Annotated in this window: 26 protein-coding genes; 7 read left to right on the forward strand and 19 right to left on the reverse strand. The window is 70.5% G+C overall.

Going from position 1 to position 24,981, the window contains the following annotated elements:
• The 17 genes from VGZ23_18945 to VGZ23_19025 all read right to left on the reverse strand — a co-directional run.
• The coding region (locus VGZ23_18945; protein HEV2359672.1) for a sigma-E factor regulatory protein RseB domain-containing protein at window positions 1–992 on the reverse strand (992 nt) is incomplete at its 3' end.
• A 1-nt stretch (window position 993) separates the two neighbouring features.
• The gene (locus VGZ23_18950; GenBank protein ID HEV2359673.1) at window positions 994–1,494 is read right to left on the reverse strand and encodes a zf-HC2 domain-containing protein; all 501 of its coding nucleotides are present in this window, start codon (window positions 1,492–1,494) and stop codon (window positions 994–996) included.
• Window positions 1,491–2,114 carry a sigma-70 family RNA polymerase sigma factor gene (locus tag VGZ23_18955; GenBank protein ID HEV2359674.1) on the reverse strand — a complete coding sequence of 208 codons (624 nt, stop codon included), beginning with the start codon at window positions 2,112–2,114 and terminating at the stop codon, window positions 1,491–1,493. Before VGZ23_18955 ends, VGZ23_18950 begins: the two co-directional genes overlap by 4 nt.
• A gap of 130 nt (window positions 2,115–2,244) precedes the next feature.
• Entirely contained in the window at window positions 2,245–2,874 is a 630-nt protein-coding gene (gene pth, locus VGZ23_18960; protein ID HEV2359675.1) for an aminoacyl-tRNA hydrolase, read from the reverse strand.
• An 81-nt stretch (window positions 2,875–2,955) separates the two neighbouring features.
• The gene (locus VGZ23_18965) at window positions 2,956–3,672 is read right to left on the reverse strand and encodes a 50S ribosomal protein L25 (protein HEV2359676.1); all 717 of its coding nucleotides are present in this window, start codon (window positions 3,670–3,672) and stop codon (window positions 2,956–2,958) included.
• Between the two features lie 116 nt (window positions 3,673–3,788).
• Entirely contained in the window at window positions 3,789–4,256 is a 468-nt protein-coding gene (locus VGZ23_18970) for a cytidine/deoxycytidylate deaminase family protein (protein ID HEV2359677.1), read from the reverse strand.
• Window positions 4,257–4,271: 15 nt separating this feature from the next.
• Window positions 4,272–5,531: a serine hydroxymethyltransferase gene (glyA, locus tag VGZ23_18975; GenBank protein ID HEV2359678.1), complete on the reverse strand. Its 1,260-nt coding sequence runs from the start codon at window positions 5,529–5,531 to the stop codon at window positions 4,272–4,274.
• Window positions 5,532–5,658: 127 nt separating this feature from the next.
• Window positions 5,659–6,327, reverse strand: coding sequence for an L-threonylcarbamoyladenylate synthase (locus VGZ23_18980; GenBank protein ID HEV2359679.1), 669 nt, complete (start codon window positions 6,325–6,327; stop codon window positions 5,659–5,661).
• Entirely contained in the window at window positions 6,324–7,286 is a 963-nt protein-coding gene (prmC, locus tag VGZ23_18985) for a peptide chain release factor N(5)-glutamine methyltransferase (GenBank protein ID HEV2359680.1), read from the reverse strand. Before prmC ends, VGZ23_18980 begins: the two co-directional genes overlap by 4 nt.
• On the reverse strand, window positions 7,283–8,368 hold the full coding sequence (prfA, locus tag VGZ23_18990; protein HEV2359681.1) for a peptide chain release factor 1: 1,086 nt from the start codon (window positions 8,366–8,368) through the stop codon (window positions 7,283–7,285). Before prfA ends, prmC begins: the two co-directional genes overlap by 4 nt.
• A 109-nt stretch (window positions 8,369–8,477) precedes the next feature.
• Window positions 8,478–8,681 carry a 50S ribosomal protein L31 gene (gene rpmE / locus VGZ23_18995; GenBank protein HEV2359682.1) on the reverse strand — a complete coding sequence of 68 codons (204 nt, stop codon included), beginning with the start codon at window positions 8,679–8,681 and terminating at the stop codon, window positions 8,478–8,480.
• 275 nt (window positions 8,682–8,956) lie between these two features.
• On the reverse strand, window positions 8,957–9,829 hold the full coding sequence (locus VGZ23_19000; protein HEV2359683.1) for a M23 family metallopeptidase: 873 nt from the start codon (window positions 9,827–9,829) through the stop codon (window positions 8,957–8,959).
• 246 nt (window positions 9,830–10,075) lie between these two features.
• On the reverse strand, window positions 10,076–11,335 hold the full coding sequence (rho, locus tag VGZ23_19005) for a transcription termination factor Rho (GenBank protein HEV2359684.1): 1,260 nt from the start codon (window positions 11,333–11,335) through the stop codon (window positions 10,076–10,078).
• Window positions 11,336–11,404: 69 nt separating this feature from the next.
• A complete protein-coding gene (locus VGZ23_19010; protein HEV2359685.1) occupies window positions 11,405–12,667 on the reverse strand; it encodes an S-layer homology domain-containing protein in 1,263 nt (420 codons plus the stop codon).
• A 228-nt stretch (window positions 12,668–12,895) separates the two neighbouring features.
• The gene (gene argS / locus VGZ23_19015; GenBank protein HEV2359686.1) at window positions 12,896–14,575 is read right to left on the reverse strand and encodes an arginine--tRNA ligase; all 1,680 of its coding nucleotides are present in this window, start codon (window positions 14,573–14,575) and stop codon (window positions 12,896–12,898) included.
• Window positions 14,572–15,540 (reverse strand): class II fructose-bisphosphatase, encoded by a 969-nt coding sequence (gene glpX / locus VGZ23_19020; protein ID HEV2359687.1) that lies wholly within the window; start codon window positions 15,538–15,540, stop codon window positions 14,572–14,574. The genes argS and glpX overlap by 4 nt, the downstream gene beginning before the upstream one ends.
• Window positions 15,541–15,554: 14 nt before the next feature.
• Complete coding sequence (locus VGZ23_19025) at window positions 15,555–16,772, reverse strand: trypsin-like peptidase domain-containing protein (GenBank protein HEV2359688.1); 1,218 nt, start codon at window positions 16,770–16,772, stop codon at window positions 15,555–15,557.
• 143 nt (window positions 16,773–16,915) lie between these two features.
• On the opposite strand from VGZ23_19025, the gene accD reads away from it, so the two are divergent.
• From accD to VGZ23_19055, 6 genes are all read left to right on the forward strand, one after another.
• The gene (accD, locus tag VGZ23_19030; GenBank protein HEV2359689.1) at window positions 16,916–17,905 is read left to right on the forward strand and encodes an acetyl-CoA carboxylase, carboxyltransferase subunit beta; all 990 of its coding nucleotides are present in this window, start codon (window positions 16,916–16,918) and stop codon (window positions 17,903–17,905) included.
• A complete protein-coding gene (locus VGZ23_19035) occupies window positions 17,898–18,965 on the forward strand; it encodes an acetyl-CoA carboxylase carboxyltransferase subunit alpha (protein HEV2359690.1) in 1,068 nt (355 codons plus the stop codon). Before accD ends, VGZ23_19035 begins: the two co-directional genes overlap by 8 nt.
• A 14-nt stretch (window positions 18,966–18,979) precedes the next feature.
• Complete coding sequence (gene accB / locus VGZ23_19040; GenBank protein HEV2359691.1) at window positions 18,980–19,438, forward strand: acetyl-CoA carboxylase biotin carboxyl carrier protein; 459 nt, start codon at window positions 18,980–18,982, stop codon at window positions 19,436–19,438.
• A gap of 7 nt (window positions 19,439–19,445) precedes the next feature.
• Window positions 19,446–20,801: an acetyl-CoA carboxylase biotin carboxylase subunit gene (accC, locus tag VGZ23_19045; GenBank protein ID HEV2359692.1), complete on the forward strand. Its 1,356-nt coding sequence runs from the start codon at window positions 19,446–19,448 to the stop codon at window positions 20,799–20,801.
• Between the two features lie 56 nt (window positions 20,802–20,857).
• Entirely contained in the window at window positions 20,858–21,379 is a 522-nt protein-coding gene (locus VGZ23_19050; GenBank protein ID HEV2359693.1) for a DinB family protein, read from the forward strand.
• A 139-nt stretch (window positions 21,380–21,518) separates the two neighbouring features.
• Window positions 21,519–22,379, forward strand: coding sequence for an SPFH domain-containing protein (locus VGZ23_19055; GenBank protein ID HEV2359694.1), 861 nt, complete (start codon window positions 21,519–21,521; stop codon window positions 22,377–22,379).
• A 116-nt stretch (window positions 22,380–22,495) separates the two neighbouring features.
• Here VGZ23_19055 and VGZ23_19060 read toward each other — a convergent pair whose 3' ends face one another.
• The gene (locus VGZ23_19060; protein ID HEV2359695.1) at window positions 22,496–22,870 is read right to left on the reverse strand and encodes a DUF4440 domain-containing protein; all 375 of its coding nucleotides are present in this window, start codon (window positions 22,868–22,870) and stop codon (window positions 22,496–22,498) included.
• 134 nt (window positions 22,871–23,004) lie between these two features.
• Between VGZ23_19060 and VGZ23_19065 the strand changes: the two genes are divergently transcribed.
• Window positions 23,005–23,586, forward strand: a complete 582-nt coding sequence (locus VGZ23_19065) for a nitroreductase (protein HEV2359696.1) — start codon at window positions 23,005–23,007, stop codon at window positions 23,584–23,586.
• 170 nt (window positions 23,587–23,756) lie between these two features.
• On the opposite strand, the gene ugpC is transcribed toward VGZ23_19065, so the two are convergent.
• Window positions 23,757–24,854: a sn-glycerol-3-phosphate ABC transporter ATP-binding protein UgpC gene (ugpC, locus tag VGZ23_19070; GenBank protein ID HEV2359697.1), complete on the reverse strand. Its 1,098-nt coding sequence runs from the start codon at window positions 24,852–24,854 to the stop codon at window positions 23,757–23,759.
• Window positions 24,855–24,981: the final 127 nt, after the last annotated feature.

Raw genomic sequence — 24,981 nt, forward strand, 5'->3', positions numbered from 1 at the left:
GAGGCGATGTCGCCGACGAGCGTGAAGGAAATGCCGTTCGCATTCCAGTGGAGGACGGTGGCGACGCCGCGGGCCTGGACCGTGCCTTCCGCCGTGCCCACGCGCACGCGCTGCCCGGGACCCCCTTCGACCTGCGGGCCGCGGCTCTCGAACAGCGTCATCGTCGCGACGCCGTCGGTGAAGACGAACGTCGCGGTCGGCGTACCGTGAATCGACGCGACGTTGGACCGGACGAACCGGTAGCCCGGCGGCAGGTACGCCGGCAACTGCGGGATGAACCCGACCCGGCGTGAGATCTCTTCGATGGTCAGCGCCTGACGGGGCTGCCGGGTCACCACCTGCGCGCCCGGCGGGATCGCAACAGTGAACAGGTCCGGCGCGAACGCCGGTTGCAGCTGCACGGTCAGAAATGCCGATGTCTCGCGCAGGGCGCCCGCGGGCCCGTACCGCTCCAGGCGCAGAATGAGGCGCGTCTGCGCATCGATCCACAGTCGGAGACGGGGCCGGCCGGGCAGCTTGCCCTGGATCTCGACGATGCGGGTCGGCCGGCCCGCGACCCGCTCGGCGCCGGCAAAATGCACGTCATAATTCGCCGCCACCTGGGGGAGAATTTGCCGGGTGAGCGCGTCCTCGTCGGTCTGCGAGGCCGGGCCCTCGACGTACCGCGGACGGCCGGGCACGAACTCGATCTGGCGGCCGCCGGAGATTACGACGACGCGCTCGGGTTGATCGCCGGCCGCCAGGTATTCGAGCCGCGTTCGGCCGGGGGCCTCATGGTACACCCGCACCTCGGACGCGCGGACCGTCTGCGCCCAGACGGTGACCGTCTTCGTCCCAAGGTAGCTGACGCGGCGCGGCGCCAGTGCGGCGGCGGTGAGCCACTGAATCGGCTCGTCGCCCGGCGCCCCGATCGCGGGGCGGTCGGGCACGAGCGCTCCCAAGAGGGCACAGGCCGCCAGGAAGGCGATCCGGCGGCGCAGGCGTGGGGTCATGTTACCTCGAGGACGTGGACTCCGGGAGCGCGGTGTTGGCGATCACCGTTCGGGTCACGTCGTCCGTCAGGCGGTCGGACGACAGCAGCAAATAGTCGCGCACATATGCGTCGGCGTCGAACGACGTTCCGCGCGGAACGAACCATCCGGATACCCATCCCAACGGCAGGCCCATCACGATCAGCGCCGTCGCTCCGGCCAGCGCGAGCCGCAGCGGACGGGCGACCGGCGGCCGCGGCAGCCACGCCCGCACCGCGTCCCACGGCGAGGGCCGGTAGTCCGCCTCTTCACGGGCGAGGCGCCAGTGAATCCGCTCCGCCAATCCGGCCGGCACGGCCGGGTCCGGCAGACCACGCAGCAGCCCGCGCAGCGCGCGCAGTTCGTCGTACGCGCGCCCGCATGCCGCGCAGATCTCGAGATGCGCCTGGACGTGCTCCAGATCCGACGCCGGCAGCGCCCCGTCGAGGTACGCCGAGAGGCGCTCGGCCACGTGAGGGCTCACCGTTGCGCTCCTCCCTTTCGGCCGGCCAGCCACGGCCGCAGCGCCACCCGCAACGCCTCGCGCGCCCGGTGCAACCGAGAACGAACGGTCCCCACCGGACAGACGACGGCGGCCGCGATTTCATCATACGAAAGGCCCTCGATATCCGCAAGAACGACGACCGTCCGGAACTCCGGCGGCAGCGCGTCCAGCGCGGCCTGAATGGGACCGTCCAGGTCCGCCGTCTCGGTCAGGTGCTGCGGATCCGCCTGCGTGTCGCCGAACCGCGCGAGGAGCGGACCGCCCTCGTCCGCCGCGGGCGCGTCGAGGGACACTTCCGGCCGCCGCCGGCGCCGGCGGATCCAGTCGATGTGGGTCCGGTGCATGATGCGGTAGACCCACCGGTCGAAATAGGTGCCGGGTTGGTACCGGTCGAAGGCGCGAAACGCCTCGGCCACCGCCTCCTGCATCAGGTCTTCCGCGTCATCCGCGTTGCCGGCCAACCGGAAGGCGACGCGGTAGATGTTCCGGAGATGGCGGCCCAGGAGCTCTTCGAACGCGGCGAGCCGATGCGCGCCGGCCTCGCCGGCTTGTGACCCGGCGTCCATCACACCGCCCAGCGTTGATACGGCCTCGGTCACGATTGAGCTCCCGGAAGCGCCTTCACCCGACAAAGCGCCGCCGGCACCGGAAAAGTTCCGTTCCGCGCGCCCGGGACCCGGAGCGCGCGGGGATGCTTCCCCGTCCGGACCGGCGGCGGGGGACCGGGCCTCAGGCATCCTCGGCTCCACGCCGCCGCGCCGCGCCGGCCGCCTTCCCGGGGGCGCCGCCCGGCGCTGCATCGCGCGGGTTGACGCGGTTCATCGCCGCTTCGAGCCCGTCGCTCACCACGGCGAGCGCGGCGTTGGCCGCGCGTTCGACGGCTTCATCGATCACCGTCCGTTCCTCGGTCGTGAACCGCTCGAGTACGAACGTCTCCGCCGCGACCCCGGCCGGCGGACGCCCGATGCCGACGCGAAGGCGGGGAAAGCCCCTGGTCCCGAGATGTTCGATGATGGAGCGGACGCCGTTGTGGCCCCCGGCGCCGTTGCCCGGCCTGAGCCGCAGCCGGCCGAGCGGGAGATCGAGGTCGTCATGAACGACGAGGAGATTCTCGGGCGCGAGCCGGCGGCGGCGCGCCAGATCCGCGACCGCCTGGCCGCTCACGTTCATGTACGTCTCGGGAACGGCGAGGAAGACCGCGGCCCTCCCGAATTTCGCGCGCGCCGTACGCGCCCAACCGTCACCGGCCAGCCGGACGCCGAGTGTGGCCGCGACCTGCTCCGCGACCTCGCGGCCTACGTTGTGGCGCGTTCCGCGATAGCGGCGGCCGGGATTGCCGAGGCCCACGATGGCGATCATCTCAGGTCATAAGGATGAGGGGCGCGGCCCCATCCCACGCCCCTCATGCACCAACCCGCGCCTCCGCAGTCCGGCGACGCGCTACTCTTTCTTCTCGGACTTGGCCGGCTTGGCCTCGGCCTTCGCCTTTGCGCCCTCTTCGGCCGGGGCCTCGCCCTCGGCAGCGGCGCGTCCCACGACCTCGGGCTCCGCCGCCGCTTCGGCCTCCGGCGCGGCGGCCGCCTCTTCCTCGGCGGCAGCGGCCACGACCGCGGCGATGACTTCCTCCGGCGGTGTCAGGATCTCGACGCCCTCGCCCACGCGCAGGTCACTGACGTGGAGCGATCCGCCGACGCGCAACAGGCTCACGTCCACGGTAAAGCGATCGGGAATCTGCGTCGGGAGGCAGCGCACCTCCACCTCGCGCAGGTGCTGGTCGAGGACCCCGCCGCCGGCGGTGACGCCCTCCGGCGTGCCGCTGAGCACCACGGGCACGCTGACCTCGAGCGCCTCGGTGAGGCTGATCAGGTGCAGGTCGACGTGCAGGATCTCGCGCCGTATGTGGTCGCGCTGGATCTCTTCGATCATCACGGTCTCCGTCTGCGCCTCGCCGTCCTGCGCGACCCGGAGGTCGATCAGGGCGTTACGCCCGGCGGTGTGGAGCGCCGTGACGAGGTCCTTGCGCGGCACCGCGAGCGGCCGCGGCGTCCGCCCGCGGCCGTAGAGCACCGCGGGGATCAGACCGTCCCGGCGCGCGCGCCGAGCCCAGCCCTTTCCCGTCGCCGCCCGCGCCTGGGCGCCCAGGCTCACCCGTTCCATGCATCCTCGCCTCCCGTGCGTTCACTACGACGGCACATTATAGCATCCGGCGCGCGGGACGGACAACCGGAGCGCTGTACGGGATGCGGCCGCCGGTCAATGGATGGCCGCGGCGCCTACGATCCGGCGGCGGCCGGCGCCCGCGAGAAACGGGCGAACTCCACCGAGGCGTCGCGCAGCAGCTGCTCGGCGACCGCATCGGGATACGGCTCGTCGTAGACGATCCGCACCAGACCGCCGTTCACGATCATCTTGGCGCACGTGAGGCACGGCTGATGCGTGCAGTAGATCGTCCCCCCGGCGATCGTGACGCCGTGGTAGGCCGCCTGGACGATCGCGTTCTGCTCCGCGTGCAGACAGAGGCACGTGTCGAGTGCCTGGCCCGAAGACGCGGCCGACGCGCAGCGGGCGCATCCCCCGTCGCCGCAGTTGGGCAGGCCGCGCGGCGTGTCGTTGTACCCCGTGCTGAGCACCATCCGGTCTTTGACGATCACGGCGCCCACATGCCGCCGCAGGCACGTCGACCGCGTCGCGGCCAGGTGCGCGAGGCTCATGAAGTACTCGTCCCACGACGGCCGCTGCATTACACCGCACGCGGGCTAGCCCAGCGCCGCTCCGACCGGCTCGGGGTAGATCGGGAAGGCGGCGCAGAGGGCCCGCACATCGTCCCGAACCCGGCCCTGGACCGCGGCGTCCTCCGGCGCGCCCAGCACCGTGTCCATCCAGCCGGTGATGATGCGCATCTCCGCCGGACGCATGCCGCGCGTCGTCATCGCGGCGGTGCCGATCCTGATGCCGCTCGTCGTCATCGGCTTTTCCGGATCGAACGGAATCATGTTCTTGTTCACGACGATGTGCGCGCCGTCGAGCGCGCGCTCGGCTTTGCGTCCCGTGAGCCCCTTGCTGCGCACGTCGACCAGAACGAGGTGATTGTCGGTCCCGCCGGACACGACGTGGTAGCCGCGCCGCACGAACTCCTCGGCGAGCGTCCGCGCGTTCTCCACGATCCGCTCGGCGTACGCGCGGAACTGCGGCTGCATCGCTTCCTTGAAGCAGACGGCCTTGGCGGCGACGGCGTGCATCAACGGGCCGCCCTGTGTGCCGGGGAACACGGCCTTGTCGACCGCCTGCGCGTACCGTTCTTTGCAGAGGATCATGCCGCCCCGGGGGCCGCGGAGCGTCTTGTGCGTCGTCGAGGTCACGACGTCGGCGTACGGCACCGGGTCCGGATGGACCTTGCCGGCGACGAGCCCGGCGAAGTGGGCCATGTCCACCATCATGACGGCCCCCACCTCGTCGCAGATCGACCGGATCGCGGGAAAGTCGAATTGCCGCGAGTAGGCCGTCGCCCCGGACACGACGATCTTCGGCCGGTGCTCGCGCGCCAGCCGGGCGAGTTCGGCGTAATCGATGCGCTCCGACTCCGGGGCGACGCCGTACGGGATGATGCGGTAGAGTTGGCCGGAGAAATTGACCGGGCTGCCGTGGGTGAGATGTCCGCCGTGGGCGAGGTTCATCGCCAGTACCGCGTCGCCCGGCTTGATGAAGGCGAAGTACGCCGCCATGTTGGCCTGCGCCCCGGCATGCGGCTGGACGTTCGCGTGCTCCGCGCCGAACAGCGTGCGCACCCGGTCGATCGCCAGCCGCTCGGCGACGTCGACGAACTCGCAGCCGCCGTAGTAGCGCTTCCCAGGATAGCCCTCGGCGTACTTGTTCGTCATCACGCTGCCGAGCGCTTCGAGCACCGCGCGGCTCGCGTAGTTCTCCGAGGCGATCAGGTTGACGTAGTACCGCTGCCGGTCGATGTCGTGGGCGATGGCGTCGGCGATCTCGGGATCGGTGCGGCGAAGCTCATCCACGGTACGCGCCTCCTTCCGGCGCAAGCGTTCGTCGCGCGGGCGGCGACCGCTTGAGGGCGCCGCTCATTTCCAGCGCCGCGCCGTCGAACCCTGCACTCCGGCGTGGGGCGCACGGTCGCGGCGTCCTTCAGGCCGGTTCGAGCACGGTCCCGGCCACCGCGCGCAGGGCCTCGGCCGTGACCGCGCCGGGGCGGACGATCACGGGGGGTGTGCGGGTCACGTCGATCACCGTCGACGGATGGCCGCCGGCGCAGGCGCCGCCGTCCAGGATCAGGCCGACCTTCCCTCCGAGATCCATCCCGACCTCGATCGCCGTCACCGGCGGCGGGCTGTCGTGCGAGTTGGCGCTCGTCCCCGTGATGGGCATGCCGAGGGCCCGGCAGAGCGCCTGGGCCAGCGGCACGGCCGGCTGGCGCACGCCGATTGTGTCGCCACCCCCGGTCAGCAGCGGCGGCAGGTACGGCGCCCGCCGGCAGACGATCGTGAGCGGCCCGGGCCAGAACCGTTCGGCGAGCCGGAGGGCGAGATCGGGAATCTCGGCCGCGGCCATCCGCCACTGGTCGACGCCGGCCACGAGCACCGGCAGCGGATCGGTCGCGGACCGGCCCTTCGCGGCGAAGACGCGCGCCACCGCCTCGGCGTTACCCGCCGCCGCGCCCAGGGCGTAGTAGGTGTCGGTCGGGAACACGACGAGGCCGCCCTCGAGCAGAGTCCGCACGGCCTGCCTCGGCACGTCCTGCGAGGCCGGATCGACGGCCAGGACCTGCATTAGATGCGTGGCTTGTCCCCTGATCACTCCCCGCCCCCCATTCCCGCCACCCGCCCGCCCCGCATAGACGGGGCCGCGGCGTCGAGCAGCCGCTCGGCGATCACGACACGCTGGAATCCGGCATAGTCGAGGACGATCTCCGCCGGCGCGAACGTCCCTTGGGACGCGATCAGCGCGGCGACCGCGCGCGCCTGGTCCCCCAGCGCCGAGGTCTCGAGCGCGAGCAGACCGCCGGGCCGAAGGTACGCGGCCGCGGCGCCGGCGATCCGCCGGTGCACCGCGAGCCCGTCCGGTCCGCCGTCCAGCGCGCCCATCGGCTCGTGGTCGCGTATTTCGCGCGCCAGCGCGCCGATCTCGGGAGTGGGCACGTACGGCGGGTTGGCACAGATCGCGTCCGCACCACCCCGGCCGATGCGGCCGGCAAGCGGCTCGAGAACGTCGCCGCCGAGCCAGTCGATCCGGTCCGCCAGGCCGAGGCGGGCGGCGTTCGACCGCGCGACCTCGAGGGCGTCCGCCGAAAGATCGATCCCGATCACGCGCGCGGCCGGCAGCCGGTGCGCGAGGGCGAGCGCGATCGCCCCGCTGCCGGTCCCCACGTCGACGATCAGCGGGGCGGGACGGGCGGCCAGCGCGGCGGCCACCACCTCGACCAGCCGCTCGGTCTCCGGACGCGGGATGAGCACGCGCGCGTCCACGTCGAGGGGCAGACCGCAAAACTCCCGCCGGCCGGTGAGGTACGCCGCGGGCCATCCCGCCGCGCGGCGCGCGATCAGGACGGCGTAGGCCTCGGCCGCTTCCCGCGGCAGCGGGACGGCGGGCCGGAGCAGGAGTTCCTCGCGCGTCAGCGCGGCGGCGTGCCGGAGCAGGAGATCCGCCTCGACCCAGGCCGCGCGGTCGTCGAGTCCCGCCTGCCGAAGGCGGTCGGTGCCCCACGCGCGGGCCTCGGACCGGCTCCGCGGGGCCTGCACCGCGGCGCGGCGCGTCATGATCCCGCCGGCGCCGTCAGGCTTTCGAGCCGCTCCGCCGCGGCGAGCCCCTCGATCACGTCGTCGAGGTTCCCATCCAGCACGCCGGGCAGGTTGTGGATGGTCTTGCCGATCCGATGATCCGTCACGCGGTCCTGAGGAAAATTGTAGGTCCGGATCTTCTCGCTCCGCTCGCCCGATCCGACCTGGCGGCGGCGCGTCTCGGCGATCTCCGCCTTCTGCTTCTCGACGGCCTGCTCGAGGAGGTGCGCCCGCAGGATCCGCATCGCCTTTTCGCGGTTTTGATGCTGGGACCGCTCGTCCTGGCACGCGATGACGAGCCCGGTCGGCAGGTGCGTGATGCGCACCGCCGTCTCCACCTTGTTCACGTTCTGTCCGCCGGCGCCGCCGGCCCGATACGTGTCGATCTGGAGCTCGTCGGGCCGGATGACGACCTCGACGTCTTCGGCCTCCGGCAGCACGGCGACGGTCGCGGTGGACGTGTGGATCCGGCCGCCGGCCTCGGTGGCCGGCACGCGCTGAACGCGGTGCACGCCGCTTTCGTACTTCAGCCGGCTGTACGCGCCGCGCCCTTCGATGCCGAGCACGATTTCCTTGAACCCGCCGAGTCCCGTGGGGCTGCTGGAGAGAATCTCGGAACGCCAGCCGCGCCGCTCGGCGTACCGGCCGTACATCCGGGCGAGATCGCCGGCGAACAGGGCGGCCTCTTCGCCGCCGGTACCGGCGCGGATCTCAATGATGACGTCGCGTTGGTCGCGCGGATCGCGCGGCAGCAAGAGCGTCTCCAGCCGCTGCTCCAGGGCCGCGCGCCGCCCGGCCAGCGTCGCGCGCTCGGCTTCCGCGAGCGCGCGCAGCTCGACATCCGTCTCGGACCGGAGCAGGTGCTCGGTCTCCGTCAATTCCCGCGCGACGCGGCGGTACTCGGTGAGCGCGTCGACGATCTCCGCCAGTCCCGCCTGCTCGCGCGCCACGCGGCGGTACCGCTCGGGGTCGCCGAGAACGGACGGATCGGCGAGGGCGCGGGTCAGGTCCTGATACCGCGCCTCCTGAGCCTCGAGCCGGGCCACGTATTCCTGCCGCACTTACGCCTCCTGCGGGCGGTCCGCCCCGCGCCAGACGGGGCCGGCGATCTCGGGCGCGGTCCGGCCGGACACCGGCATGCTGGGAAGACGCGGCGGGTTCGGTGCGGGCTTAGATCCGAAGACCGTACTTCTTGGCAAACTTCTGCACGCGCCCCTCGGAGTCCACGAACTTGCGCTGCCCGGTGTAGAACGGATGGCACTTCGAGCAGATTTCCACGCGGATGTTCTCGTGGGTGGACCCGGTCGTAAAGGTCTCGCCGCAGGCGCACGTGACCGTGGTCTGGCGATAGCTTGGATGGATGTCTTTCTTCATGGCGCAACTCCTTGGATGCGTTCATCAAAGCGCGTCGATCAACACCGCCGCGGCGGCCTACGGCGTGAGCCAGGACGTCCAGGGGCCGCCTGGAACAACGGCACGGTCTGCCCTACTTCGGCGGCAGGTCAACGCGGCGCGGACCCGCGGCTCAAAAAGGGACAAACTTAATTTTACCACAGCCGTCTACGGCCGCGCAAACGGGCCGCCAGGACGTCCTGGACGTACTGGGGCACGCCGTAGGCATCAACGGCAGGGTCTGCTTGCCCGCGGGGTCAGTTCAAATAGCGGGCCGGGTCGACCGGAACGCCGTTCCGCCGGACCTCGAAGAACAGGTGCGGACCGGTGCTCCAGCCCGAATTGCCGATGCGCCCGATCACCTGGCCCGCGGCGACCCGATCTCCGGGGTTCACCAGCGCGGACGACAGATGCGAGTACGAGGTCTCGACCCCGCCGTCGTGGTCGACCACGACCAGCCGTCCATATCCCGCCATCCATCCGACGAAGCGGACGATGCCGGACCGCGCGGCGACCACCGGAGACCCGTATCGCGTGGCGATATCCATGCCGGTGTGAAATTCGCGGCGTCCGAAGATGGGGTGGACGCGCCAGCCGAAGCGCGAGGTGACGATTCCGGCGGACGGCCATCGCAGCGCAAACCGCCGCGCCGCCTTGGCAGGAGACGCAGGAATGGCCGCCGGGACCGTCGCCGGCACGCCCGAACCCTCCGCCGCTCGAGGCGGGACGGCCGGCCTCGAGGCGGGGTGCGCCGGGACCACCGTGCCCGATGCGGGGACCCGGAGGACGCGGCCGAGGCGCAGGATGTCGCGTTTCGACAAACCGTTCGCGGCGGCCAGCGCCTCGACGGTCACCCCCGAGGACCGCGCGACGTTCCACAACGTGTCACCGGCCGCGATCGTATGCGTCGCGGAACCGGAGGCCCGGGCCGTCACGACCGGCAGAGGCAGATTGGGCAGGCGCAGATGCACGGCCGCGCGCACCACCTCGGGAGGACGCGGCGCATTCGACGCGGCACGCCCGCCGCCGCTGGCGGCCGGTCCGAGCCCGGACAGGGGAAGCACGAGAGACACCGCCGCGGCGAATCCCACCAACACGCCCGCGGACGCACGCTCCCCGGCGGTCGCCATCAGTCCTCCCGTAAGGCCGTCGATTGCCGAGATACGCGACGTACGGGGGTAACGTGACGCGCGGTTGTGCGGTGTCTGGACGCCGGCCGGCTGTCGCAGACTTCACCGGGCGGTCCTTGCCGTGTACGCTGGGCTTCCCCCGCCCGTTTTCTTTCCTATGGGCGGCGGCGATTCCTGCGGTGCGGCGGGCACGGCGCAAAAATCGGGTCTGCGCCCGATGCCCGCCTGAGTTCGCGGTCTGTTCCGCTACGTATCGTCCTCCGCGCTCTTAATGATCGAGCGCAGGAAGCCCTGGTTGTTCGGCGTCTTGCGGAGCCGGTCGAGGATCAACTCGGTCATCGCGACCGTGTCCAGCGACTCCAGGCTCTTGCGGAGCACCCAGACCTTCCGGAGCTCCTCTTCCGTCAGCAGCAGCTCCTCGCGCCGCGTCCCGGACAGCTTGATGTCGATCGCCGGGAACGTCCGCCGTTCCTGGAGCTTGCGGTTGAGGTGGAGTTCCATGTTGCCGGTGCCCTTGAACTCCTCGTAGATCACGTCGTCCATGCGGCTGCCGGTATCGATCAGCGCGGTCGCCACGATCGTGATGCTCCCGCCCTCCTCGATCTTCCGGGCGGCCCCGAAGAACCGCTTCGGACGGTGGAGCGCCGCGGGATCGAGGCCGCCCGACAGCGTCCGGCCGCTCGGAGGGATCACGAGGTTGTTCGCGCGCGAGAAGCGCGTCAGGCTGTCCAGCAGGACCACCACGTCCCGGCCCCCCTCCACGAGCCGCTTCGCCCGCTCGAGCACCAGATCGGCCACCTGCACGTGCTCTTCCGGGGGCCGGTCGAACGTGGAGGCGACGACCTCGGCTTCCACCGAGCGGCGCATGTCCGTGACCTCTTCCGGCCGCTCGTCGAGCAGCAGCACCATCAGGTAGATTTCCTGGTGGTTCTGCACGATGCTCTGCCCGATTTTCTTGAGCAGCGTCGTCTTGCCGGCCTTGGGCGGCGAGACGATCATGGCCCGCTGCCCTTTGCCGATCGGCGCGAAGAGGTCGACGATCCGGACGGTCAGGTCGCTCTGCGGCAGTTCGAGCTTGAGCCGCTCGTGCGGGAAGACCGGGGTCAGCTTTTCGAAGTCCGGCCGCGAGCGCGCCTGCTCGGGGTCGAGGCCGTTGACGGCTTCGACGCGCAGCAGCGCGTAGTACTTTTCGTTGTCCTTGGGCGCGCGGACCTGCCCCAGCACCTCGTCGCCGACGCGGAGGCCGAATCGCTTGATCTGCGATGGGGACACGTAGATGTCCTCGGATCCCGGCAGGTAGCCGCTGGTGCGGAGGAACCCGTACCCCTCCTGCATGATCTCGAGGATGCCCGAGCGGAACATCAGCCCGCTCTGCTCGGTTTGGGCTTGCAAGATCTTCATGATCAGCTCCTGTTTGCGATAGCGTCGAAAGTTCTGGATGTTCAGTTCTTTGGCGAGGTCCTGGAGTTCGGTGAAGCTCTTCCCCTCGAGCTCTGCGATCGCCACACCCGCCACACCTCCACGCCCGCCTCCCCGGCGCGCGGCGGGCTCCGGTGCGTTCGTGGCCCGCGTGGACTAGGGTCCGGTGGCTTCGATGTACCCGGCGCGCCCCCGCGGGCCCGTGAGCAGCAGCAGGATCTGGTCGTTCGCTTTGAGATCGGCCGGCGCCGCCGGCTTGTCATTCCGGTAAACGGCGATGTGGGGGGTCAGCGCGTAACTGGTGACCGCCTTCTGCGCGTCGGCCACGGTGATGTCCCCCTTGCCGACCGCCGCCAGCGTGCCCTTGACCCAGTGGAACCGGTTCTGCGCATCCATGATCGCGGCGAGCGCCCCCGCCGCCTCCGCGCGCGTGGTTGGCGCGGTCGGCCGGAACGCGTTGCCCGTCACCGCGAGGAGCTTATGGTCGATCGCCGCCGCGACGTACCCGTGCAGCGGCGGCGGGACCTCCGCGGCGTCGGTCACCGTGAGCGGCGTCTGCGCCTTCTGCGTCGCCTCGCCCTGCAGCCCCACCGCCCGGACGAGCAGCGCCGCGAACTCGGCCCGCGTGATCTGGGCGGCCGGCCGGAAAGTGTTGTCGGGAAACGCGGTGAGCAGGCCCTTCTGGAACTCCAGGTTGACTGTGACCGGCTTGTCTTTCAACAGGAAGACGGCGCTTATATTGTAGGTACCCGGCCCGACGACGTTGCTATCCTGATCTTTCTGCAGCCAGCGCGTGTTGAACGAAATCGCCTTTCCCGCGGCGAGGAACAGCGGCGGCGGGTTCGGGACGAACGCCTGCCCCAGCGACCACCGCGCGACCTCCTCGCTGCCATGCTTGATCACAAAATCGTAGTACTGCGTCGTCGGAAATTCGAACTTCACGTCGTCCTTGCCGGTGTTCTTGATCGTGAACGTGAGGTCGACCGGGTCGTCGATGGCGTAGACGGCCTTGTCCGTCGTGAGCGTGTAGGCGACGGCGTCCTGCTGGGTCTCGGCTTTTTGCTGGGACGCCGCGCCGGTGTTCAGCAGGGCGGCGATGATCGGCCGGTCGGCGTCGGGGATCTCGGCGAGATCCTTGAAGTTCGGGATGGTGCCGCTTCCTTTGACGTCCAGTCCGCGCGCCAGGGCCTCGACGGCGCCGAGGCGCGCGATGGGCTGGTCCGGTTTGAACGTGCCGTCGGGAAACCCGCTCAGCACGCCGACCACCGAGACCTTCTCGATCGCACGGGCGTAGGGGCTGTTCTGCGTGTCCGAGTACATCGACGCGCCCGCCGGTCCGATCGCCGCGAGCACCAGGCCCGCGCCGGCGGCCGCGGCTGCGAGCCGCTGCGTGATTGCCGTCGCCCTCCCCCTCATCATGCGTCTCCTCCCTCTTTGTCTTCGGCCTGCCATCGTCGTGCAAATTGCCGCCGCGAATGATGCGCCCGGGACGGCAGGTCGGCGAACCGCGGCGCGGGTGGGAAGACATCGCCGGCTGGAGGCGTCGGCGTACGCGGGCCGGTCGTCACAAACGGGCAGAGCGCGGACGGGCCATGAATGTTGCGCGCGTATTCGCCGTACGGCAAACTTCTCCTCCCTATTCCCCGCCTACATGCGCTCGACGGCGTCCACGCCCACGAGGTCCAGGGTGTTCCGCAGCACCCGCCGCGCGGCATCGACCAGCACCAGCCGCGCCGCCGTCACCGCGGCGTCGTCCGTGAGCACCCGGCGCTGCCCGTAGAACACGTGGAACGCCTCGGCCAAGTCCCGCGCATACGCGCACAGCCGCTGCGGCTCGCGCCGTGTGCCGGCCGCCTGCACCACGTCGGGCAGCGCGACGATCCGCTTGGCAAGACCCCACTCTTCGGATGTGTCCAGCGGCGAGAGATCCGTCGTCTCGGCCTCCGGCCGGGGCACGCCCAGCCGGTCCGCCTCACGCAGGATGCTCGCGATGCGGGCATGCGCGTACTGAACATAGTATACAGGGTTTTCCTGCGATTGGCGCGCCGCCAGGGCGAAATCGAAGTCCATCGGCACCGACGGGCTCGTCATCACGAAGAAAAACCGCGCGGCGTCGCGGCCCACCGCGTCGATGAGCTCGCCGAGGGTCACGAACTCGCCACGGCGTTTGCTCATCCGCACGACTTCACCCTCGTTGCGGAGTCGGACGTGCTGGTAGATGACGAACTCGAGCGTGGCGGGATCATGCCCGAGTGCTGCGAGGCCGCCGTTGACCCGCGCCGTATCGCCGATGTGGTCCACGCCCCAGACGTCGATGAGGTGTTCGAAGCCGCGCGCGTACTTGTCGAGGTGGTACGGGATGTCCGCCGCGAAGTAGGTCGGCCGCCCGTCGCGCCGCACGACGACGCGGTCCTTGTCGTCGCCGAACTGCGTCGAGCGGAACCACAGGGCCCCGTCCTCCTCGTACACGACGCCGCGGCGCCGCAGGTCGTCCAGACACCGCTCCACGGCGCCGCTTTCGTGGAGCGTGCGCTCGCTGAACCACCGGTCGAACGTGACCCCGAACGCCTCGAGGGTCGCGCGGATCTGTTCCAGCATGAGGCGCAGCGCGGTCTCACGCACCACCGGCAGCCGCTCCTCGGGCGGCCGGTCCGCGAGCCGGGGACCCTGCTCTTCGACGAGGCGCGCGGCGATCTCCCGGACGTAGTCGCCCTGATAGCCGTCCTCGGGAAAGGCCGCGGGCCGCCCGAGCGCCTCGAGGTACCGGGCCTCGACCGACAGCGCCAGCGTGTCGACCTGGGTGCCGTAGTCGTTCACGTAGTACTCCCGCGCCACCGCGTAGCCCAGCGCCTCCAGCAGGCGGGCGATCGTCTCGCCCACCGCTCCGTTGCGTCCCGTTCCTACGTGCAGCGGCCCGGTTGGGTTCGCGCTGACGTATTCCACCAGCACCCGCCGGCCGCCGCCGGCGTCGGTCCATCCGAAGCGGCGGTCCTCCCGAGGGACCCGGCGCAGCCACCGGTGCACGAACGCGGGCGCCACATGGAGATTGAGAAAGCCCGGGCCGGCGACCTCGGCGGCCCGAAGCTCCGGCGACGGTACTGCGAGATGGCGCGTCACGGCCGAGGCGATCTCGCGCGGCGGCCGCCCCAGCGGGCCCGCCAGCATGAGCGCCACGTTGGCCGCGTAGTCGCCGTGGCGCGGATCGCGGGGCGGCTCGACTTCGAACGCGGGCAGGTCCCCGGAGGGCGCCGGGATGGCGCCGGCCGCGGCGGCGCGGGCGATCGCGTCCGCGACGAGCCGCCGCAGTTCCTGTGTGACGGACGCTATAGCCGGATGACCCCCACGCGGCTCGGATCGTGCACGTGGATCGTGTCGACGAAGCGCACCTGCCGGGTCTCGGCGGTCATGACGACGGAATGCGTGCGGACGCCGCCGCCGAAGTAGCGGACGCCGCGGAAGAGGTCGCCGTCCGTGATGCCGGTCGCCGCGAATAACAGGTTGCCGCCGGGGCAGAGCTCGTCGGTCCGGAAGATGCGCTCCGGATCGGTGATGCCCATCTCGCGGGCGCGCAGCCGCTCGGCGTCGTTGCGGTACCAGAATCGTCCCTGGATCTCGCCGCCGAGGCACCGCAGCGCGGCCGCCGTCAGCACGCCCTCCGGAGCGCCGCCGATCCCCATCACGGCGTGCACCGCCGTCCCCGACACCGCGGCGGAGATCGCCGGCGCGACGTCACCGTCCGAGATGAGCTTGATGCGCGCGCCCGCGGTCCGCACGGCGCCGATCAGATCGGCATGCCGGGGACGGTCCAGGATCACCACGGTGATGTCTTCGATCCGCCGCCGGAGGCACTCGGCGAGCACCTGCAGATTGCGCTGCGGCGGCCAGCGCAGGTCGACCTTCCCCGCCGCCTGCGGCGGCACGACCAGTTTTTCCATGTAGATGTCCGGCGCATGCAGGATCCCGCCGCGCTCCGCGATCGCGAGCATCGCGATCGCGTTCGGCAGCCCCCGGGCCACCAGGTTGGTGCCCTCGACGGGGTCCACCGCGATATCGACGGCGATCCCCTGGCCGGCCCCCACGTCCTCGCCGATGAACAGCATCGGGGCCTGATCGCGCTCGCCCTCGCCGATCACCACGCGCCCGTGGATCGGCAGGTCGGCCAGCATGTCCCGCATCGCGGTGACCGCCGCCTGGTCGGTCCGGTTCGTGTCGCCTTCACCCATGTGACGGCCGGCGGCGATCGCCGCCGCCTCGGTCACCTTCACCGCGTCGAGGATGAGCGCGTGCTCCATCGCCGCCTCCGGGCCTACTTCGGTTCCGCCGGGTGCTCGGTCAGGACGACGGGGACCCTGCGGGTGGCCGTCCCGCGCACGACGGTGAGGGTCACGGTATCGCCGATCTTCCTATTGATGACGTCCCGCACGAAGTCGCTCCAGCTGTTGACCTGCGCGCCGCCCACGGCGGTGATGATGTCGCCCGCGGCGATGCCGGCCTTGGCTGCCGGCGAGCTCTGCTCGACGCGGCGGACGATCACCCCGTGCTGGACGCCGATGTGGTACGCCTGCGCCGTCTGCGCGTCGAGGTCGCCGCCGTACTCCACGCCGACCCAGGGCCGGATGACGCGGCCGTAGGAGATCAGCTGCTGCATCTCGGCGCGCGCCAGGTCGCTCGGAATCGCGAAGCCGATGCCCTGCGCGTTCGGGATGATCGCGGTGTTGACGCCGACGACCTCGCCGGCGCTGTCCACGAGCGCCCCGCCGCTGTTGCCCGGATTGATCAGCGCGGACGTCTGGATCAGGTTCTCCACGATCAGGTTGGGCAGCTGGATGTTGCGGTTGAGCGCGCTGACCACGCCGGTCGTCACCGTGCTGCCGAGACCGAACGGGTTGCCGATGGCGATGGCCAGTTGGCCGACCTGCAGGTCGCGGCTGGAACCGAGCCGCGCGGCCGGCAGCGGCTCCGGTGACGACACCTTGATCACGGCCAGATCGGCGATCGGATCCGTCCCGACGATCTTGCCGCTGAGCACCTTGCCGCTCAGCAGGGTCACCTTGATCGTTTGCGCGCCCTGCACCACGTGGTTGTTCGTGAGGATGTAGCCGTCCGGCCGCACGATCACGCCGGACCCGGCGCCCTGCTGCGGAAACACGCCGAAGACCGTCTGGACCTGCGCCTCGGTGTCGATGTTGACCACCGACGGCCGCACCCGCCTGACGACGTTGATGACGACGTTCTCTTCCTGCGTGAGCCCGGGCGCCGGCGCGGGACCGGCCGGTGCGGGCGCGGACGGCGCCGGGGCCGTCGTAGCGGGCGGAGGCGCCGCCGGTTGCTGCGGCGCCGGGGCCTGGGGCGCGGCCTGCGATGAAAAGACCGGATGCAGATACTGCGGAAGGACGAGGCCGCCGAACCCCGTCCCCACGACGAGGGCCGCGAGGACCCACACCACGCCCGCCGCGTAGCCGAAGCGTCCGCGGGTGCGCTTCTCCCGCCCGGCGGGCGTCCCGCCCGGTGTCGTTGTCGCCATCTTCCAATCCCTCCCTGGATCCCTGCCCGGCGTGCTTCATTATAACATCCGCGCCCGCGCGGGCCGGTTACCGCCGAGCACGCGTTTGCCGCCCCGGAACGCGTACGGTATAATCGCGCCGTGGTAGCGCCCCCGGGGTCCTCGTGCTGAACTGGCTGAGCCGGCCGAAGGTCGCCTCGTCGGGACGCCGCGAGATCCCCGCGGGCCTCTGGATCAAATGTCCCCGCTGTGCCGGCCTCAACTACCGGCGCGAGCTCGAGCGCGCCTTCCGCGTCTGCCCCAAATGCGGGTACCATTACCGGCTCTCGGCGCCGGAGCGGCTCGCGCTCGTGCTGGATGCCGGGTCGTTCCAGGAGTTCGACGGGGATCTGGCGCCGGACGACCCGCTCGCCTTTGTCGATGAAAAGCCGTATCCGGAGCGCATCGACGAGGCCCAGCGGCGGACGGGGCTGCCGGAAGCGGTGCTCAGCGGCACGGGCACGATCGAAGGCGCCGCGGCGGTGGTGGCGGCGATGGAGTTCGCCTTCCTCGGCGGGAGCATGGGCTCGGTGGTGGGGGAGAAGATCGCCCGCGCGGCCGAGCGGGCGGCCGCCACGCGCTCCCCGCTGGTCGTCTTTTCCGCCTCGGGCGGCGCGCGGATGCAGGAAGGCACGTTGTCTCTGATGCAGCTCGCCAAGACCAGCGTCGCGCTCGCGCGGCTGGCGGAGACCGGCGTGGCGTTCATTTCCGTGCTCTGCGATCCCACGACCGGCGGCGTCGCCGCGAGCTTCGCGTTTCAGGGCGACGTCGTGCTGGCCGAGCCCGGCGCCCTCATCGGGTTTGCCGGCCGCCGCGTCATCGAGCAAACCATCCGGCAGAAGCTCCCGGAGGGCTTCCAGACGTCGGAGTTCGTGTTCGAGCACGGGTTGCTGGACCGGATCGTGCCCAGGGCCGAGCTGCGGGCGACGCTCGGGCGCCTCCTGCGCCTGTGCGGCGCGCCGATCGACCCCGCGCGGGCCGGCGGCCGGGCATCGGCGGGCTGGACGGTTTCCGCCGAAGCCGCCGGCGGTGCCCCGCCGGCGCCCCTCGGCGACGCCGGGGACGACGTCGCGAATGCGGGAGAGACAGACGGCGAGGCGCGGCCGGGTGCCTGAGACGCCGGTGCCGTCCCCGGCCGGCGGCCCGGCCGCCGGTCCGTCCACCTCGGCGGGCGAGGCGGCGGCGCGGGCCCTCGCGGACGTCGAGCGGGAGATCGGCGAACTGCGCAAGATTCCGAACGAGCAGCGGATGGACCTCAACGCGCAGATCGCCGTGCTCGAGGGCCGTGCGCAGGACTTGCGCGAAGCGATTGCCCGCGAGCCTTCGCCCTGGCAGACCGTCCAACTGGCGCGTCATCCGGACCGGCCCCGGGTCGGCGACTACATCGCCGCGCTGGCGACGGAGTTTGTCGAGCTGCACGGCGACCGCACGAGTCGCGATGACCCCGCGATCATCGCCGGGCTCGGATGGATCGAGACGCCCCCGGTCGGGGGCCGGCGGACGGCCGCCCTGCTGGGCCACGCCAAGGGCCGGGACACCCGCGAGAACATCGCGCGCAACTTCGGCATGCCGAACCCGGAGGGCTACCGCAAGGCGATCCGGATCATGAAGCTGGCCGAGAAGCTGCGGTGTCCGATCGTCACGCTGATTGACACGCCCGGCGCGTTTCCCGGCAAGGAGGCCGAGGAGCGGGGGCAGAGCGAAGCGATCGCGCGGGCGCTGCTGGAGATGGCGCGGCTGCGCGTCCCGATCGTCACCGTCATCACCGGCGAAGGGGGCAGCGGCGGCGCCCTCGCGATCGGGGTCGGCGACGCGGTGCTCATGCTCGAGCACGCGGTGTATTCGGTCATCTCGCCGGAAGGCTGCGCGGCGATCCTCTGGCGGGACGCGACCCGCAGCCGGGACGCGGCCGCATCACTCCGGATCACCGCGCCCGATCTCGCCGCCTTCGGCATCATCGACGAGATCATCCCCGAGCCGGCCGGCGGCGCGCACGCCGACCGCGAAGCCGCCGCCGAGGCCGTCGCGGGAGCGGTCCGGCGCCGGCTGGCGCTCCTGCTGGACCGGCCGGCCGAGGCGCTGCTCGCGGCCCGTTATGAGAAGTTCCGCCGCATCGGACGCGTCCGCGAGATGGACGGCAACGGCGCCGGGCAGGGCGCCGCGCCGCGCGCCTGAGGAGGTTCGCGACGATGGGCGAGCGCGAACGGCTGGATCTCGAGGAAATCCGCGCCATCATCCGTCTGGCGACCGAAGCCGACATCGCCGAGCTCGTCGTCGACGCGCCGCACGTCAAGGTGCACGTCAAGAAAACCGCCGCCGCGGTGCCGCCGGCGACGGCCGACGCCGCCCCACCCTCCGGCGCGACCGGCCGCGCGCCGGTTCCCGGGGAGGAGCCCGCGGCCCGCTACGTGCCGATCGTCGCGCCGATGGTCGGGACATTTTACCGGGCGCCGAAGCCGGACGCCCCGCCGTTCGTCAACGAGGGCGAGACCGTGCAGCGCGGACAGACGGTGTGCGTGCTCGAGGCGATGAAGATGTTCAACGAGATTCCGAGTGAAGTCGCCGGCCGCATCGTGCGCGTCCTGGCCGAGAACGGCGCCCCCGTGGAATACGGGCAGCCCCTCTTCCTCGTCGACCCCGCCGCCTGACCGCTCGATGTTCAAGAAGGTCCTGATCGCCAACCGCGGGGAGATCGCCGTCCGCGTGATCCGCGCCTGCCGGGAGCTCGGCCTCCGGACGGTGGCCATTTACTCCGAGGCCGACCGCGGCGCCCTCCACGTCCAGATGGCGGACGAAGCGTTTTGCGTCGGTCCGGCGCCCGCGCGCGACAGCTACCTGAACGTCCCCAACATCATGAGCACCGCCGAGCTGCTCAACGTCGACGCGATCCATCCGGGCTACGGGTTCCTCGCCGAAAACGCCCACTTCGCGGAGATCTGCCGCGACTGCAAGATCACCTTCATCGGTCCGTCGCCGGAGGCGATCGCGAAGATGGGCGACAAAGCCAAGGCCCGGGAGCTGATGCGCCGCGCCGGCGTCCCCGTCGTGCCGGGCAGCACCGGGCCGGTGCTCGACGAAGCCGCGGCGCTCGCGGCGGCGCGCTCGATCGGGTACCCCCTGATCATCAAGGCGGCGGCCGGCGGCGGCGGGCGCGGGATGCGGATCGTGCACACCGCCGACGACGTGCGCCGGGCGCTGGCGGCGGCGCACACGGAAGCCGAAGCGGCGTTCGGCGACGGCGCGCTGTACGTGGAGAAGTACCTCGAGGAGCCGCGGCACGTGGAGGTGCAGATTCTCGCCGACGGGCGGGGGACGACGATCGCGCTCGGCGAGCGCGACTGCTCGGTCCAGCGCCGGCATCAGAAGCTGCTCGAGGAGGCGCCGTCGCCCGGCGTCTCCCCGCGTCTCCGGCGCGCCCTCACGCGCGCCGCGGTGCGGGCCGCGGAGGTCGCCGGGTACGCCAACGCCGGCACGGTCGAGTTCCTCGTGGACGGCGGCGAGCACTTCTACTTCATGGAGATGAACACGCGCATCCAGGTCGAGCACCCCGTGACGGAGATGGTCACGGATGTCGATCTCGTCAAAGAGCAGATCCGCATCGCCGCCGGCGAGCGGCTCGCGGTCGCGCGCGAGATCGAGCCGCGCGGCCACGCGATCGAGTGCCGGGTGAACGCCGAGGACCCCTCGCGGGAGTTCCTGCCGTCGCCGGGACCGATCACCGCGTTCATCCCGCCCGGCGGTCCCGGCGTGCGCGTCGACACGCACGCCTTCGCCGGATACACCATGCCCCCGCACTACGACTCGCTGATCGCCAAGGTGATCGCGTGGGGCCGCGAGCGCGATGAGGCGGTCGCCCGGATGCTGCGCGCGCTGGGGGAGTTCGAAATCGGCGGGATTCGCACGACGATTCCGTTCCACCTCGCCGTGCTCGACAACGCGTTCTTCCGCCGCGGCGAGGTCTACGTCAACTTCGTGCAGCGGCGCATCGATCTGAGCGCGATCCGGGACTAGGATCGGCGCCGGCCCCGCGCGAGGCGCGGGGCCGGCCCGCGGCGAACCTAGGCCCCATGAGCACCCCACCCGTAAACTTCGCGTACTTCTTTGACTACCTCGTCACGGCCCGCGCCAGGCTCCTCGGCTGGGTGCGCGGGCAGCCCTCCGAGGTCTACACGCGGACGTTCCCGATCGGCCTCGGGACGATCCGGGCGACGCTCCTGCACACCGCCGCCTCCGAGTATGGGTATGTCCAGCGGTTGAGCGGCCGGGACTACGACGTCAAGAACAACCCGTTCACCGCCGAGCGGCTTCCGGAGCTGGAACCGTTTCTCACCGCGTGGGACCGGCAGCGGCCGGTCACGCGCGAGGTGCTCGCCAAGCTGGACGATCCCGGCCGTCCGATCGAGTACGTCGCCAGGTTCTTCACGCCGCCGGTGCGCATCCGCACGGTCGCCGGCGGCATCGCCGGTCAGTTGCTCTTTCACGAGGTGCACCATCGCGCGCAGGTCATGGCCATGCTGCGTCAGGCAGGCGTGAAAGCCGAGAACCTGGACTACTCGGTTCTCATGGTGGAGCGCCTGCCCCTCGCCTGATCGGCACGGCCACGCCGGCATCCGGCACGGCGGGCCGTTTTCGTTACGGTTCCTCCGGCCCCCGCGCCTTGCGCGGGGGCCGGAGGAACGGCGGCGCGCCGGCACGAACGCTCCGGCGGTACCAGAGGGGGGAATCCGCATGTACTTCGTGCTTGCCGTCCTGATCATCATCGCCCTGGGACTCCGAAGCGGGATCAAGGTGGTCCGTGAGTACCAGCGGCTCGTGGTGTTCCGCCTCGGCCGCAGCTTTGGGCCGAAAGGGCCGGGCATCGTGTACCTCATCCCGATCGTGGACAAGGCGGTGTGGGTCGACCTCCGCGAGGTGTATCTCGAGATCCCGGCGCAGACGTGCATTACGAAGGACAACGCGCCGATCTCGATCGACTTCCTGATCTACTGGAAGGTCATCGACCCCCAACTCAGCGTGATCCAGGTCGGCAACTTCGCCGGGGCGGCCCAGGGCATCGCGACCACCGGCCTCAGAGCCGTGATCGGCGACATCATTCTCGACGACGTGCTCGCGAAGCGCGATCAGATCAACCAGGTGTTGCGCACCAAACTCGACGAGGTCACCGAGCGGTGGGGCGTCAAGGTGACCACGGTCGAGATCAGAGAGATCACGCCGCCCAAGGACGTCCAGGAGGCGATGACCCGCCAGATGTCCGCGGAGCGCAGCCGGCGGGCGCTCGTCACGGAGGCGGACGGGAAGAAGCAGGCGGCGATCACGATCGCCGAAGGGGCCAAGCAGGCCGCCATCCTCAACGCCGAGGGTGACCGTCAGGCCGCGATCCTGCGCGCCGAGGGCTTCTCGCTCGCGCTCGACAAGATCTTCAGCGTCGCGAAGACCGTGGACACGAACACGATGAGCCTGCAGTATCTGGAGGCGCTCAAGTCCCTGGGCGCGGGCGCCTCGACGAAATTCATCTTCCCGATGGAGTTTGCGCGGTTTCTGCAGCCGTTCGTCGCGCCGCCCGCCAAGCCGGACGGGGGCCCGCGCTAGGAGAGAACCGGAGGAAAATGGAAGGAACGGGCCGTCGAGACCCGTCCCCTCGACTGCCGATTTTTCAGTTGTTTGGTGTCTGCTGCGTCCGCCTTCCCGCTACTTGCCGCCTGCCTTCACGACGAGTGCAACCGCCCCGAGCCCAAGATGTCGCGGTGCAGCCGCCACGAACCGTCGACCTTCCTCCACACCACTACGTACTTGACGGTCGCGCCGCTCGACTCCAGGGTCAGCACCGCCTCGCCGACTTCGTACGCGGTGTCGCCTACGACGTCGAGGTCGAGGGTGTTGAGCCGGACGTCGCGCAGCCCCATCTGCTGGATCGCCGAGCCCCAGAGTTGCCTGATGTTTTCGCGCCCCTTCACGAACGGGCCGTCAGGCGGCATGACGATCGCGTCCGCTGTGTAGAGACCGGCCAGCCGTTCCGTGTCCCGTTTTTTCGCCGCCTCCTCAAACGCTCGATTGGCGGCCGCGATATCCGCGTGACTCATAAGGCACCTCCCGGTTGTTCATCGACGGCGATCTGGCCTCGAAATGAGCGCAGGAGCGCCATGCGATCCTCGCGTACTGCTGGAGGGCGTGCACGGTCTGTACGCGGCGTGGTGGAAGGAGGCATGATCGTACGATGACCGCGGGACCACCAACATCAGTGCTCGATGTGATCCGCACGCGTCGCAGCGTCGCCAGAGTGAAACCCGATCCCGTGCCACCCGACGTAGTGGCGCGGCTGCTGGATGCCGCGGTCTGGGCCCCCAACCACCGCATGACCGAGCCGTGGCAGTTCTTCGTTCTCGAGGGCGAGTCCAAGCGCCGGTTCGCGGACATCCGCCGCGCGTCGCGCCGAAAGGCGCTGCCGAATCCGGATGCGCCGGAGGTTCAACCCGCACTCGACAAGGTGTACCGGGATACCGTTGACACCCCGCTGATCATCGCCGTCACGTCGTACGTGGCCGAGGACCCGGAACGGAGGGAGGAAGACGTCTGGGCCACCTACGGCGCGGCGTACGCGTTCATGCTCGGCGCCTGGGCCGAGGGCCTCGGGACCTATTTCCGCACCGGAGCGCTGCGGGACGATCCGGGTCTGCGCCAGCTGCTGGGTCTTTCGGCGGACCGGCGTATCATCGGCATCATGTATGCAGGCTACCCGGCGGAAGTTCCCGTTCGCCGACGCACCCCCGCCGCGGAGAAAACCATCTGGCTGCGATGAGTCGACGGCGAACGCTCGTCTTGACTTCAATCACAGGCGACTACCTTTTTGCGCGGCCCAGGACGTCCAGGCGACCGAGGTCCTAGAACACGTCTTGGGGGCGAGCGGAAGACCGACCGCGGCCGGTAGCAACCGGTAGCAGATCGGCCCCCTCGCCCCTTCGCTGGCCCTTATAAAATGGCCGCGTGCGTCTCCGGGTTGAAGACGTGCATCTTCTTCATGTTGAAAACGACCTCGGTCGACTGCCCCATCCGCGCCTGGGTGTGCGCGTCCACGCGCGCGACGAGGCTGTGCGTCCCCGCGCTGAGGTAGAGGATCACGTCCGACCCGAGGGGCTCGTGGACGTCGACCTGCGCCCGCAGGACCGCGCCGTTCGAGCCCGGCGCCAGCGCCCGGTCCGAGACGTCTTCCGGCCGGATGCCGAAGATCACCGGCTTGTCCACCCACTCCCCCAGTTTGGCGCCCTGCTCCGGCGGCACTTCGGCGCGGAACACGCCGCCGTCGATCAGCAGTTTCCCGTCCTGGCGCGCGAGTTTGGTCTCCAGGAAGTTCATCGCGGGCGAGCCGATGAACCCGGCGACGAACAGGTTCGCGGGCCGCTCGTAGAGGTTCATCGGCGAGTCGACCTGCTGCACCAGGCCGTCCTTCATCACGACGATGCGGTCGCCCATCGTCATCGCCTCGACCTGGTCGTGCGTGACGTAGACGGTGGTCGTCTGCAGGCGCGCGTGGAGTTTCTTGATCTCGGCGCGGGTCTGGACGCGGAGCTTCGCGTCGAGGTTGCTGAGCGGCTCGTCCATCAGGAACACCTGCGGCTCGCGGACGATCGCGCGGCCGAGCGCCACGCGCTGGCGCTGGCCGCCGGACAGCTGCTTCGGCTTCCGGTCGAGGAGCGTTTGAATGCCGAGCATCTCGGCGGCCTCTTTCACGCGCCGGTCGATCTCGGGCCGCGCGTACTTGCGCAGGCGCAGCCCGAACGCCATGTTGTCGTAGACCGTCATGTGCGGGTAGAGCGCGTAATTCTGGAAAACCATCGCGATGTCGCGGTCTTTCGGCGCCACGTCGTTGACGACGCGATCGCCGATGTAAATGTTGCCCGCTGTGGCTTCTTCGAGACCCGCGATCAGCCGAAGACAGGTCGTCTTGCCGCAGCCGGACGGGCCGACGAGAACCGTAAACTGCCGGTCCGGGATGTCGAGCGTGACGTCGTTGACCGCGGTGACGTTGCCGAACTGCTTGATCACGTGCTCGAGCAGGACCTTCGCCATGAGCGCCTCCCCGCGAAAGACCAGTCTCCGCGCCGTCCCTCTGGACCGCGCCTGGGAGTTTCTTCCGCCGGCGCTCTGTTACGACGCGGGCCGTGTGCGGCCCTGCCGGCCTGTCCCGCGCCTCGCG

It is taken from the genome of bacterium (assembly GCA_035945995.1).
Lineage (GTDB): Bacteria > Sysuimicrobiota > Sysuimicrobiia > Sysuimicrobiales > Segetimicrobiaceae > DASSJF01.